The following is a 13,442-nucleotide window of genomic DNA, read 5'->3' as shown; positions in this document are numbered from 1 at the left end:
GCGGGCAAGCCGCCTCATAAGGAGTGAAGATGAATCAGCATCCCCTTCGAACTCTTATCGAGACCTGCGACGCCGCCATCTCCCGGCGCGATTTCGACTCCCTGATGGCCTTCTACGCCGAGGACGCCGCCCTGGTGGTCAAGCCCGGCATGGTGGTGCGCGGCATTCCCGCCATCCGCCGCGCCTTCACTGCCATCTCGGATTACTTTCAGGGGCAGCTCAAGGTGGAACAGGGCGCCATGGAGGTGATCGAGGGGGCCGACAATGCGCTGGTGATCATGGAGACCCGGCTCAATTACCCTGATGGCCAGGGGAGCCTGACTGAGGAAACCCGCCGCGCCACCTACGTGTTTCGCAAAGAAGCCGATGGGCAGTGGCGCTGCACCATAGACAATTCCTATGGCACAGCGCTGCTGGCAGCGGTGGACCCCGCGCCTTCTGCCTGAACGCTCCCAGGGGGTATCCCAGAGCGGGGGCTGCTACAAGCCCCCGAATGGCAGGCAATCAACAAGCTGCTGATATAGAAACAGTTGTTAGAGGTTGCTGTGGTGCAGCGCCGGTTTGTTACAGGTTTTCTCCGCCATAGTGGCGGCGCGCAGAAGAATAAAAATCGTGGGAAAAAGCCGCCGATGAGGAGTCCCTTGACCAGCCGCTCGGTGGCTGTTAATCAGGGTGCTGCATGAAGCCATCATGGACGAACAAGGTCGGCACCCTGCTCAGGGTTGGCGGCCGATGGCCGGATAATAACGGATCAGGGAGCAAACCATCATGTGGCCGTACCGAAGAGTCGTAACGCAATCCCTTAAAACCCCTCTGGCCATCGCCAGGGTGCTGGTTTATATCGCACTGTTAATCTTGTTGCCGCTGCCCTTGAGCATCTTCTCGGATTCTCTGGTCGGTGGCGCAATTGTTGTTCCTTACGCTGTCTCTGTGCTGCCTGTCAGTATCGGGCTGATCATCATCTCCGGCTTTATGGCCATTCTGATCGCCAGGGTAGAGGCGCTCAAGAACCGCTGATAGCGAGCACCGGCGCAGATAGTGACTCGCCAAACAGGATAAACAGGAAATAAAAATCCCCCGAGCGCGGGGGATTTTTATTGCTTCGATAGCGTGCTGCTTAATTGGCTTTGCCAATCACCTGAGGGCTAGCTTCGCAGAAGTCGTAACCGTCGCAGTACTGCACCTGATAGACATACTCCTTGCCGGGGATCAGAGGATTCTGGTCGCCATTGATGTCGATATAGCGGTCGTCGTTGATGCCGAGTTTGGCCAGTTCGACAAATTTCTGATCTTGCGGCTTGTCGAGTTTCTCGGCGCGGGAGATGCGGGTGTATTTATGCTGACGGGTCGTGATGGCGCTGTTGTCGGCATTGTTCCAGGCGAGCTGGACTTCGCTGACCAGATCATTACTGGCCTTGATCCCGGCAGGCTGATTGAATCTTGGGTACTGCACCTTGATGGTGGAGTTGGCGATGCGCAGTCTAAGGCTGGTCAATGAGTCGAAGGAGGCAATGTTGTTGCCGCACAGCGAGAGATATTTCGGCATCGCCTTGTCATATTTCGGCTGATCCTGCCCATCGTAAAAATGCATCGAGAGCTGGGTATTGCCGCTGGAGTAAGAGGTCGCTCGCTCGATGTTCTTGCGCTGGGACAACATGAAGTTGTCGGGTGAGCTGCTGGCCCCGACGGAGAGGGTCATAAAGGTATAAGAGTCGCTGGTGGAGGGCTGATAGAGATTATTGGTGCCCCGCAGGGAGTAACTGCGATATTTCGGGTCCGAATACATGTAGGAGTAGAGATCCATGGTACCAGCAGAGGCGCCTCCTTCCGCATTGACGCCGGTGTCATTGAAGTTGTGCCCGAACAGCAGGGTGGCGCCTTGCGGGGTATTGAGGCGATACATCTGGCAGCCATCGATGATCCGCTGGTATTCCAGTGTGGCGAAGTGGTGGGCAATGGTCTGTTCGGCCATGGCAGGTGCAGCCAGCATGGTCAGAGCGGCGAAGAAAGCGCGTTTCATATTGTCGAGTCCCGAATAAAAAAGAGCGCACAGTCTAGATCAAGTCAGTCATCAATTGTGCTCCATATGGGTATTGAATTGCCTCTCTCGACTGGTTTTCATACGAGGCTTTTTGTGGGTGAAAATTCAGCGGCATAGCTGCGTGAACCCGGTCATGTCGGTTGACCTGCCCGCATACGTCGGGTTAGCCTCTTGGCTCTTCTGATATATGAGTACTTCCTCCGATGCGCATTTAACCTGTCCGCACCCCGCTGTTGATTCCTCTCCCGCCAGGGAGAACGGGTGCGTCTTACCGTGACAGGTTGATGCTGATTCCTCTGCTGTTTTCCCACTTGTGGACACGTGTCCCTGTCATTTGGCTTGGCTCTTGGCCTGCGGCTCCCGCATTGGCCCACAGGAGTTCAGATGACCCATATCGCATGTCATATCAACGCCTTGCAGCTGCCCTTCGGCGCTTGCACTGTGCCCCTTACCTTTACTTTGCCCGCTGCGGGCTGCACCCTCATCGGCCGCAACGGCATCGGCAAGAGCCTGCTGCTGGAACTGCTGGCGGGCCAGCTCCGCGCGGCTTCTGGCAAGGTCGAGTGGTTGACCCCCATCAGCTGGTTGTCCCAGTTTGCGCCCGCGCAGGATTATGCCGACGGAGCCAGCGTGGCCGACGTGATCGGCTGGGGCGAGCCGCTGCGGGCCCTTGAGCGCATCGAGCAGGGGAGCTGCGCCCTGGACGATTTTGAGCGGCTGGCTGATCGCTGGCACCTGCGCAGCGATCTTGCCGACCTGCTGGCAGAGGCGGGCCTCAGACTCGATGCCCATGCCCCGGTCAGCACCCTGAGCGGCGGCCAGCTCACCCGTTTGCGCCTGCTGGCGCTGTTTGCGAGATCTGCTCACTTTCTGCTGCTCGATGAGCCGGACAACCACCTGGATGCCAGTGGCATCGCGTGGCTGAGCCAGCGATTGGCCAGCCACAGTGGTGGTTATCTGCTGGTAAGTCACGACCGGCGCCTGTTCAATCAAGGGAGCCAGATACTGGAGCTGAGCGAGCAGGGGCTGCAGAGTGCCAGCCTCTCGTTTGAGGCATTTGTGGCGCAGCAGGCCGAGCTGCATGCTGCCCGCAGCGCCCGGCTGGCGCAGGCGGAGCGCCGTGAAAAGGCGGCGGCGCGCAGTGTGCAAAAGGTGCGCGAGCAGGCGGCCAGACGGGCCAGCCAGGGGCGGCGCGAGCGCGGCTCCCAGGCCAAGATCCTGCTCGACTTCAAAGCGGAACAGGCGGGCAAATCCCTTGGCAAGGTGCTGGAACGCCATGAGCGAGGCCACAGTGCCCAGGTGGAGGCGCGCGCCGAAGCGGCGGCCGCGCTGGCGGCGGTGCAGCCGCTTGTCATGCAGTGGCCGGAGGGCGGCGATCGCAAGGGGGCGGCCCAACCGCTGGCGATCACGGCGGCGCGCCACAGGCGCTGGCATGATCAGCAGGTGAACCTGGTGTTGCAACGTGGGGCTCGCTGTCTCTTGGCCGGTGGCAACGGCAGCGGCAAATCGAGCCTGCTGCAGATGCTGCGCGGGGAGCTGGCACCCGAGGCGGGCAGCTTTCGCATCAATGGCCGGCTGGCGTGTCTTGATCAGGGGCTGAGCCTGATTGCGCGAGACCTCAGCCCGCTGGCCAACCTGCTGGCAGTGGCGCCGACACTCTCCGAAAGCGAGGCGAGAACCCGGCTGGCGGGTATCGCACTGCGCGGCGATCGCGCCCTGATGCCCTGCCATGGGCTGAGCGGTGGCGAGCGGCTAAAACTGGGCCTCTTGATGGTACTGGCGCAACTGCCCGACCTGCTGCTGCTGGACGAGCCGGACAACCATCTGGATCACCCCTCGCGTCAGTTGCTTATTCAGGTGCTGGCCGACTATCCGGGCACCTTGCTGCTGGTTTCCCACGATCCCGAGTTTGTAGCCGGGGTAGGGGTTGAAAGGGAGTATTGGTTGGAGGGGGAGAAGCAGACGCTGAAAAGCGTATAAGCCTCTGCACAAGTTCAAGGTGTCGGTGGACGAGATCCTGGAGCTGGGCGTGCCGCTGCCCGGCCCGCTCGCCAAGCACGCCGTGCTGCCGCTGCTCTCTGTTAATTTGCCTGCGGAGTTTACCCGGTTAAGATCGTTTTTGGTGGGCTAACTGCCGTGTCGAGATAACCGAAATAAATAAAAATCCCCCGGTAACGGGGGATTTTTATTTTTTGCATAAGGAGGGGGCTCAACCCCGATCCGCTGTTTGTTCAGGTGTTGGTCGACTACCCATGCACTCTGCTGCAGATCTCCCACGATCTCTAGTTTGTAGCTGGGATGTAGACTGAAAGTGTGTATTGGTTGGTAGGGAAATTGGGTGAGGCTGCGAGCCAGCTGAGAGTGGCTCGATCAAAAGGTGGTAGTGTTGGATTCTTATTTTAAATTAATGGCAACGAAATCTCGGATAATGGAATAGTCTCCTGGTATATTTTGCGTGATAGTCCTGTCGCATAATATTTTAAACCCATGAGTAGATGTGGTGGTTGTTAACTCAATAGATGCAGCGTCAATTCGCATTAATAGCATCCATATCGAGTCTTGTGATGTTGGGTTTATTGGATAGTGTGCAAAGCATGTACAGTGGGCTATGTTTATTTTTAATTTATTGAACCCGGTCCCAACTTTATTAGCAAATGCTTTTGATGCTTTTCCTGATGTGAGGTCTAGAGCTATTGATGCAGTCTTAGGTGGTGAGGTGAATGTTGAATGCAAATCCTTTAAATATTGATTTATAAATATTTGTGGTGGGTTGTCAGAAAGGCATAGAAAATATCTTGCCGATGAGGTTTTTGAATTTGCCTTATTATTGTAAGCATCTGGTTCGGGTGGTAATGATATAAGTCTAATAAGGTCCGCAACAATTTCTGCAGAGTTTGATGAAGCGCATGTGTCTTGACCCGCACCTGTTTTTTTGTAAGATTTTAAAAATTTTGCCTCAACATAGTTTCTGTAACGCCAGCCATAGTTCGATAATGCTTTGGAACCGATTTTAGAACCACCATAATCGAGAAAAATATCGCAATGTCTATTAGTGCCATTGGGCGGTAGTGGAACTGTTGCTGATGCAAAATTTTTTTCCATCTGTATTCTCTGTATTGGGTCAACAATATTTTTAGAGTGTAATGCATTTAGAAGGGAAAAAGAAAAACTACCAACAGCATTGGCTTCACGTTTCACTTTTTGAAAGCCATAACCTGCAACAGTTTCTGGTAGGATTGAAAATGCACTTTCTATGAGCATAGAGGTGGTACCCTGATAGTTCTTTGTGGAATTTAAGAGTGATTATGCAGCTACTGATAAATAAAGCTACAAGTTCATATAGACAATCAAAGTTGTTTTAATGTCCATATTTTTATAGGATGGTTATCATCAGTAATAATATTCATAATAGGAGTTTTTTGTTTGCATTAGAAAATTATTACCTTTGTAGTAATTCCTAAGTGTAGATATGTAGCTAAAATCACCGTATAAAACCTAATGTCATTAGTGACTAAATAATATGGCCTGAAAGCATAAATAGCATGTAATACATCATATATTTTTCCAGTTAATGTAGCTTCATTACTTTTACCTTCTTGATGATGACTTTTTTAGTTAGTCCAGAGGGGTATCAAAGTTCAGCCCCTATTTAATGAAGCACGCTCTGTACAAAACTAATAAAGTTACTGTGTTTAAATGTATTCTCTGGCTCTATGTTTGACAATCGTCTTGGACCAAGATTTTATTTTTTGATGTATCTATTTTTTTTGAAAGTTTCCCTCTAGTATTTTGTTATTTATTAGTCCAAGATGGAAAACATCATTTCTTTTTGCAAAGTCGGTTAAATCTAGATATCTAATGACATATTGTAAACAATCATGTCTCATTCTTTTTTAAGGGGAGGGGGGAGCATAAGTTTCTTCTCGTTAAAGCGAAAGGATAAGGCGTGTAATGCCTCAGTTGTTTTGTCATGTTGACCTAGTAAACAGAGATGGCACATCCAAATCAATGCTACCGCCCCTGGATTACAGCTTCCAATGCGCTCCATCAACCAGTGGTCGGGGCCCGGATGGTACTGTAGGCGCCGAATGACCAGCATATCCTCAAGCCTCATACGCAGACCAGTCAAAAATTGACGTAACTATCAGGAATATCTACGTTTTATGCGCTGGCTCAAGAAATCGCTGTGGTAGGGAACAGGATTCCCATGGCCCTTGATTTTATTGGGGGCGGCGGGCGTGGCGGGGACAAGAGTGGCTGGCTTGCCGTTAAGGAGGGGCTGGTTGGGGAGAATCCCGCTTAGCCAATCGGCGCTATAGTGCGGCTATGGTGCCCTGTGTTCCGTGGTCTTTGCTGGCGAGGCGGGGGATCTGCGGCAACAATCAGCTGTTGTCATAACAGTTGCTTGCAATCAGATCATCATGCAAACAGGTCACCATGCCAACACATCACAATAAGGAACGTCATATGAAGCGTATTGCCATCCTGTTCGGCCTGCTCTGCGGCAGCGTGCTGCTGGCCAATCCGGTCTTTGCCAACGACGCAGCCCAGTTGCAGTGCGAGGCGCAGGCCGCGGCCAAAAAGCTTAACGGCGCCGCCAAGACCAGCTTTGTCGGCAAGTGTGTGAAAGATGCCGCTGGCGCCGCAACCGGCGCGTGCGAGAAGGCGGCCGCCGACAAGAAGCTGGCCGGTGCGGCCAAGAACAGCTTTATCCAGAAGTGCGTGAAGACGGGCGCGGCAGTGGATCCGGCAGCCAAGTGCGAGAAGGCGGCGGCCGACAAGAAGCTGGCTGGCGCGGCCAAGAACAGTTTTGTCCAGAAGTGTGTGAAGGATAGCGCCGCCAAGTAAGGCATTTTCTCATCCGGTGTGTTTGCGGGGGGCCATCAGGCCCCCCGCGCTTTTTGGGGGGCAGGGGCGTTATCGCTGGGCGAGTGACGGCTCGCTTGCCGCAAGGGCAGGGCTGATTAAGGGCGGAACAGCGGCGGCGCAGGGGGGGCATGCGGGGCGGCCCTGGAGAAGTTGCCGGAACTGGGATCTCGATCGGGGCAACAGGACTTTTGTCCTGCAAGGGGCGAGGGGGCGGGGGCTAGGATGCCCTCATCCACACGAGTCAAACTGGAGCACAACAACAATGACCGCTCATATCAATGCCAACCCGGGCGATTTCGCCGAGACCGTCATCATGCCGGGGGACCCGCTGCGGGCCCGCTATATCGCCGAGACCTTTCTGACCGATGCGCGCGAGGTGACCAATGTGCGCAATATGCTGGGCTACACCGGCTACTACAACGGCCAGCGCATTTCGGTGATGGGCCACGGCATGGGGATCCCCTCCATGGTGCTCTATGCCCACGAGCTGGTGAACGACTTCGGGGTCAAGCGGATCATCCGCATCGGCAGTCTGGGGGCGACCCAGCGCCACGTGCAGATGCGTGACGTCATTCTGGCGCAGGCGGCGGGCACCGACTCCCCGACCAATGCCAAGCGCAGCGCCGGTTACCAGATGGCCACCTCGGCCGACTTCGCCCTGCTGCACAAGGCGTTCACCAAGGCGCAGGAGAAGGCGATTCCGGTCAAGGTGGGCAATATCTTCACCGGCGATCTCTATTACGATCCGGACGACAACCTCATTCCGGCGCTGGAGAAGTTCGGCGTGCTCGGCATCGACATGGAGGTGGCCGGTCTCTACGGGCTGGCCCATCAGCAGGGGATCGAGGCGCTCGCCATCCTGACTGTCTCCGACCACTGCCTGACCGGTGAAGAGACCACTGCCGAGGAGCGGCAGCTCTCTTTCAACCAGATGATCGAGCTGGCGCTGCACACCGCGCTGTAAGCGCCGCAGCCCGCCCAACCCTGCACGCACCCTGACCCCCAAGAGAGATCCAATATGAACAATAAGCTCTCCCTCACTGCCATCAGCTTCCTGGCCAACTTCGTGATGGCCGGTTTTGCGACCCAGTTCGGCATGCTGATCGACCCCATCGCCGCCAAGTTCGGCGCCGACGTCAATCAGGTGGCCTCCATCTTCTCCCTGCTCAACGGCGGGGCGCTGGCGGGCACCATTGCCGCCTTCTTCCTCATCGAGAAGGTGGGCCTCAAGCGGATGACGCTGCTCTGCTACGGCCTGATCGCGCTGGCGGCGGCCTCGCTCCATCTGACCGGCTCGCTCTATGTGGTGATGGCGGCCATGACGGTGATCGGCCTGTGTGGCGGGGTGGGGCTCTGCATTGCGGGGACTCTGGTGGTGAGCGTCTGGCAGGCGCGGATGCAGAGCACCATGCTGGTGGTGCAGGATGCCACCTTCAACGTGGCCGGGGTGGTCTTTCCTCTTGTCACTACCTACACCCTGACTCACGCCATGGCGTGGAGCTGGAGCTATCTGGCGGTGGGGGTGGTGGCGCTGGCGACCATGCTGGTGGCGGTGCTGACCAACTTCCGCAGCTGCGAGGCGGGCGGCGAGAGCGCCGGCAACGAACACTCGGAGTGGAACCTCGGCATCATCAGCGGCGGGCTGGGGCTTTTTCTCGGCATGCTGGCGCTCTACACCTTCCTCACCTGGGCGCCCATGTTCGTGAAGAACAAGTTCGGCATCCCCTTCGAGGAGGCGGGCAACATCATCACCCAATACTGGACGGCGGCCCTGCTCGGTGCACTGGTCTCCACCGCCATCGTGACCCGCATTGCGATCCGCACCTTCCTGCTGGTGATCATCACGCTGGCGATGGGGATGACGGCGCTCATCGTCACCACCGACAACCTGAGCCAGCTGCCTTACCTCACCTACGGTTACGGATTTGTCTGCGCCGCGCTCTACAACGCCTTTATCGCCTACGGGGTGTCGTTTGTGCGCCAGGCATCGAGCAAAAATGTCTCTTATATCCTCATCAGCGGCAGCGCGGGGGCCATGTTCAGCCCGGCCATCAGCGCCCTGTTCGAGCAGGTGATCGGCCTGCAGGCGGTGATGTACGCCATCCCGCTTATCTATGGCGTGATCCTCGCCATGCTGGTGGCGTCGCTGCGCATGGCCCGGCCCCAGCCCTGTCTCGCCTGAGCGGGGGAGTAAACAGCAAGAGGGGCGGTATAAACCGCCCCTCTTTTTTGTCTTTAACCGGCGACTGATGCCTGCGATTTATGGCTGCTCCAGAAAGGCCCTGAGCCCAGCCAGATCGCGGATCTGCAACCCCTCCTCACCTCGCTCTACCAATCCTTTATCCATCAACTCTTTCACCGCCCGCCGGTAGACCCGGTCCGTGGTGCCGAAGCGTTCCGCCTCCTGATACCCCTTGCGAAAGCCGCTCACCGGGTTGTGGTGGCAGTGGCTGTGATAGAGGTCGAGGGCGATGTTGTAGCTGATGGGGTAGAGCATGCGGCAGGTGAAGATATCCACCGTGTCCTGATAGTCGATGGCAATGGCGGTGGCAAAGAAGAGCGCCACCTTGGGGTGGGCGACCAGCGCCTGCTCCAGCTGCTCGCCGTCGATGCGGGCCACCTCCAGCGGCTCCTCGGCGATGATGTCGAGCTGGCAGCGGTAGCCGGTGAAGAACTCCATCTCGCCAAACAGCTGGTGGTCGCACTCCAGGGTGCCGAGCTGAAAGCGGCGGCCATTCATGGCGGTGTGGCCCATGGCGATGCGGCCGCTCTTGACCAGCACCAGATCCCGCAGCGGTTCACCCTGGCGCATCAGGGGCTCTCCCTCGGGGATGAGACGCCGCTCCGTGATGCAGGAGCTGACCACCTGTTCGATGAGATCGTGGCCGGCTTGCCAGTGGGGCTGAAAGCGCCCCTTGAGAAGGGGTTTGAGTTGCATGGGGTTCCGGGTCGTCGCCAAACACAAACGGCTATTACACACCCTGCCGCAAGCAGACTCCAGTCCGAAGGCGCTGAGGGCCGGCGCGAGCATGCGAGGGTGTGACGGAGATCGGGCTGGCAGGACTGGGGTGGACACGGCTGGAGCGGATACGGTTGGAGCACTGCCCCGCGCCATCCGGCCCAGATAATCAGACCGGGCTCAGGGCGCCGGCATTGGTCTGCTCGAGGCTGGCGAGGGCAGTGCGCAGCCGGGCCAGGCCGATGGGCTTGTAGAGGCAGTCGTCCATGCCGGCGGCCAGGCAGAGTTCCCGCTCGCGCGCTGTGGCGTGGGCGGTGAAGCCCCAGATAAGCTGCGTGTAACCGCGGGCGCGCAGGCGGCGGGTCAGCTCGAAGCCATCCATCAGCGGCATCTGGCAGTCGGTGATGACGAGATCGAAGGGCTGGCTCTGGCTGGCCTGCAGCGCCTCGGCGCCGTTGCCGCGCACGCTCACCTCGTGGCCCAGATACTTGAGCTGCTGGCGCAGCAGCACCTGGTTGGCGTGGTTGTCGTCCACCACCAGCACCCGCAGCCGGGTTGCCGCAACCGGCCGGGGGGAGGGCACAAGCAGTGGCCCGGCCGGCGGCGACGCGGCGTCGAGGGGCTCGAGGGGGGCGGCCAGCGGGGTGAGTGGCAGCCGGATCCTGAGCTCGGTGCCGCTGCCAAGCTCGCTGCTGACCGCTATCTTGCCCCCCATCAGCTGGCACAGCATGCGGGCGATATTGAGGCCAAGGCCGGTGCCGGCGAACTGGTAGGGGTCGTGGGCGCGGTAGAAGGGGCTGAACAGCCCGGGTAGCTTGTCGGGGGCGATGCCCACCCCGCTGTCGCGGATGATGAGGTGCAGCAGCGGCTGCTCCGCACTCCCCGTGAGGCTGGCCTGCAGGCTCACCTCCCCCCGCTCGGTGAACTTGATGGCGTTGCCGAGCAGGTTGAAGACGATTTGGCGCAGGCGCAGCGGGTCGATGAGCACCCGCGGCAGGGGGGGCAGCTCGACCCGGAAGCCAAGCCCCTTCTGCTCGGCCATCCCCTTGCAGGCGCGGGCCACCGAGTGGAGCAGGGGGGCCAGCTCGCACGGCTCGGGGGCCAGGGTCAGCTGGCCCGCTTCGATGCTAGAGATGTCCAGCACGTCGCCGATGAGATCGAGCAGGCCGTTGGCGGATTCGGAGGCGATGCGCAGCTGCTCGCCGGTGTGGCGGGCGAGGGCGGGGTCCTGGCTCGCCAGCTCCAGCATGCCGAGAATGGCGTTCATGGGGGTGCGGATCTCGTGGCTCATGGTGGCCAGAAAGTCGCTCTTGGCCCGGCTGGCGCGGTCGGCCTGCTCCTTGGCGCGGCGCAGCGCCTCCTCCATGGTCTTGCGCTCGGTGATGTCGATCCAGCCGTTGATCACCCCGCTGATGGCGCCGCGGTAGTCAAAGTAGGGCACCATCCAGTGGTAGACGAACTGGCGCGGGCCGCGCTGGCTGAAGATGCGATCCGACAGTATGGGGCTGCCGCTTCGCAGCACCTGCTGAAAATCCTGCTCCAGGGCGGCGATGGCCTCGGCGCCAAGCAGCCCCTTGAGCCCCTCGGCAAACGAGGTGCCGAGCACCCGCTCGATGGGGGCGTTGAGGGTGGCCAGGTACTTGCTGTTGCAGAGGATCACCTTGCCGCTCTTGTCGCGCACGACGATGGGGTGGGGCAGGCTCTCGCCGAGCGCCTCGATGAAACGCACGTGCTCCTCCAGCTGGCGGCGGGAGGCCTGCTCCGAGCGGGCCAGCCGGTTGAGCATGCGGTTGCGGTAAAACAGCAGCAGGGCGACGGCGCACAGCCCCGCCAGCAACAGGTAGAAGTAGGGGGCGTTGCGCTCCATGAAGGTGGGGGCCGGCAGTTTGCGGTTGCGCCACTGGTAACTCATCATCGCCAGCTCGTTGGGAGCGATGGAGAGGATGGTCTTGTCGATGATGTCCATCAGCATCCGGTTGGCGGGCAGGCCTGCAAAGCCCATCCGGATCGGCTGGTCGTCGGCGGGGCCGGCGATGCGGATCTGCTGAAGCCTGCCCCCCTCCACCGCATGCTGGGCAAAATAGAGCGGCACGATGGCGGCATCGAGGCGTCCCTCGTTGACCGCCTCCATCGCCTCGTCGGCGCTCTCCAGAAAGCTCACCTGGCTGTCGCCAAGCCCTTTGGCGATGGGGTTGTAGATGGTGCTGCCCACCCGCTTGCCGGCGAGCTGTGCCAGATCGCCGCTTAAGGCATCCCCCTTGCGGGCCACCAGCACATAGATGTCGTCGGTGGCGTAGGGCAGGGAGGGGCGCAGCCGGTAGCCCTCGGCCACCGGGCGGGAGATGGCACCGATGAGATCCAGCTCCCCCCTGAGCAGGGCCTCCTTGCGCGCCTGCTCCGAGCCGTAACTGACGAACTCGAAGCGCAGGCCGGAGCGCTTGCTGATCTTCTCCAGCATCTCCACCGACATGCCGGTGAGCTGGTTGTCATAGTCGCGCACCCCGTAGGGGTAGAGGTCGTCCATCAGCCACACCTTCACCGGGCCGGCGCTGGCGAGCCAGGCGCGCTCCTCGCGGCTGTAGAGATCGCTGGGGCGCTCGACGATGTCGCGGATGGGGCCGTTCCACTGGTTGAAGATGAGGCTGCGGGTGACGTCGCTCACCCCCTCCAGGGTCTGGTCGAGCAGGGCCAGCAAGCCGGGGTGAGCGGCCGACACCGCGAAGCGAAAGCCGTCCGCCGCAATGGCGGGCTGCGCCTGGCTGCGCTGGCGGATCTTGTCGAAGCGCTCGCTGTTGAGGTAGTGCAGAGAGTGGGGGTCGCTTAGCAGCAGCGGCTCGTGGCCGAAGAAGACCGCATCGAAGGCTGCCACGTTGGAGGGGTAGTTGACCAGCACCAGATCCGGGTAGTAGCGCTTGAAGGCGGCCTCGTTCACATAGCCCCGCACGGTGGCGACCCGCTGGCCCGGCAGCAGCAGCGGCCCCTGTTCGGCGGCGAGGGCCGAGAAGACGGGGGCACTGCTGAAATAGCGCCGGCTGAGGGCGATGCCCGCCTGTTCGGCCGCGCCGAGGTTGAGGTTGCCGAGGTTGACGAGGTCGAGATCCCCGGCCCGCAGCGCCGCCAGCGCGCTGCGCGTGTCGTTGAATGCCCGCAGTTTCACCGGTTTTTGCAGCGCCCTGGCCAGGATGTCGAGGTAGTCGGCGGCGATCCCCTCGAAGTGATCATCGGGCCCGATCATGGCGAACGGGCGATAGTCGTGGCGCAGCACGCCGACTCGCAGCGCCGTCATTTCGGCGAGCCAGGGCTGGTCAGCCGTGCTGGCGGGCGCCGGGGGGCTTTGCAGGTAGGGGCGACTGTGCAGGGTGAGCGCCTGGGCGCAGAGGGGCAGCAGCAGGCAGAGCAGCAGCAGGGGTCGGATCAGGTTCATTGCCAGATTGTGCCCCTCCCGCCGGTTGGATGGTGATCGAAAGCGGCGATTCTACCGAAGAGCGGCGCACAATGAACCTTTAATCAGCAGTTTGTCAGTGCAAACGGCAAGGCCGCTGGCGGGACGGGACTCGCCAGCGGCCTGCTCTT

The 13,442-nt window shown here is 59.6% G+C and carries 10 protein-coding genes and 1 pseudogene; 7 read left to right on the top strand and 4 right to left on the bottom strand.

Features of this window, described 5'->3' with window-relative positions; all coding sequences use genetic code 11:
- Positions 1-29: 29 nt before the first annotated feature.
- Positions 30-446, top strand: a complete 417-nt coding sequence (locus G5134_RS11955) for a YybH family protein (protein WP_421232030.1) — start codon at positions 30-32, stop codon at positions 444-446.
- 322 nt (positions 447-768) lie between these two features.
- A complete protein-coding gene (locus G5134_RS11950; protein ID WP_126881392.1) occupies positions 769-1,017 on the top strand; it encodes a hypothetical protein in 249 nt (82 codons plus the stop codon).
- 100 nt (positions 1,018-1,117) lie between these two features.
- Here the strand turns inward: G5134_RS11950 and G5134_RS11945 are convergent, their stop codons facing one another.
- On the bottom strand, positions 1,118-2,020 hold the full coding sequence (locus G5134_RS11945; protein WP_421232029.1) for a hypothetical protein: 903 nt from the start codon (positions 2,018-2,020) through the stop codon (positions 1,118-1,120).
- 405 nt (positions 2,021-2,425) lie between these two features.
- Between G5134_RS11945 and G5134_RS11940 the strand changes: the two genes are divergently transcribed.
- Together G5134_RS11940 and G5134_RS11935 are read left to right on the top strand one after the other, a co-directional pair.
- Complete coding sequence (locus tag G5134_RS11940) at positions 2,426-4,021, top strand: ATP-binding cassette domain-containing protein (protein ID WP_421232028.1); 1,596 nt, start codon at positions 2,426-2,428, stop codon at positions 4,019-4,021.
- A gap of 10 nt (positions 4,022-4,031) precedes the next feature.
- Positions 4,032-4,172, top strand: a pseudogene (locus G5134_RS11935) (threonine synthase); the annotation flags it as partial.
- A 263-nt stretch (positions 4,173-4,435) separates the two neighbouring features.
- Here G5134_RS11935 and G5134_RS11930 read toward each other — a convergent pair.
- Entirely contained in the window at positions 4,436-5,302 is an 867-nt protein-coding gene (locus tag G5134_RS11930) for a hypothetical protein (RefSeq protein ID WP_290034900.1), read from the bottom strand.
- Between the two features lie 1,206 nt (positions 5,303-6,508).
- On the opposite strand from G5134_RS11930, the gene G5134_RS11925 reads away from it, so the two are divergent.
- The 3 genes from G5134_RS11925 to tsgA all read left to right on the top strand — a co-directional run bounded on the left by G5134_RS11925 (position 6,509) and on the right by tsgA (position 9,092).
- Positions 6,509-6,889 (top strand): hypothetical protein, encoded by a 381-nt coding sequence (locus tag G5134_RS11925; protein WP_162901839.1) that lies wholly within the window; start codon positions 6,509-6,511, stop codon positions 6,887-6,889.
- 283 nt (positions 6,890-7,172) lie between these two features.
- Positions 7,173-7,874, top strand: coding sequence for a purine-nucleoside phosphorylase (gene deoD / locus G5134_RS11920; protein ID WP_017780915.1), 702 nt, complete (start codon positions 7,173-7,175; stop codon positions 7,872-7,874).
- A gap of 54 nt (positions 7,875-7,928) precedes the next feature.
- Complete coding sequence (gene tsgA / locus G5134_RS11915; RefSeq protein WP_195878891.1) at positions 7,929-9,092, top strand: MFS transporter TsgA; 1,164 nt, start codon at positions 7,929-7,931, stop codon at positions 9,090-9,092.
- 78 nt (positions 9,093-9,170) lie between these two features.
- Here the strand turns inward: tsgA and G5134_RS11910 are convergent, their stop codons facing one another.
- Both G5134_RS11910 and G5134_RS11905 read right to left on the bottom strand, forming a co-directional pair.
- The gene (locus tag G5134_RS11910; protein ID WP_045789323.1) at positions 9,171-9,848 is read right to left on the bottom strand and encodes a Crp/Fnr family transcriptional regulator; all 678 of its coding nucleotides are present in this window, start codon (positions 9,846-9,848) and stop codon (positions 9,171-9,173) included.
- A 190-nt stretch (positions 9,849-10,038) separates the two neighbouring features.
- Entirely contained in the window at positions 10,039-13,293 is a 3,255-nt protein-coding gene (locus tag G5134_RS11905) for an ATP-binding protein (RefSeq protein ID WP_421232027.1), read from the bottom strand.
- Between the last annotated feature and the right edge of the window lie 149 nt (positions 13,294-13,442).

Origin of the sequence: Aeromonas sp. 600276 (assembly GCF_049175815.1) — a bacterium.
Taxonomy (GTDB): Bacteria; Pseudomonadota; Gammaproteobacteria; order Enterobacterales; family Aeromonadaceae; genus Aeromonas; species Aeromonas dhakensis.
The sequence above is the reverse complement of the archived record's forward strand: the minus strand, read 5'-3'. Positions and strand labels throughout refer to the sequence as shown.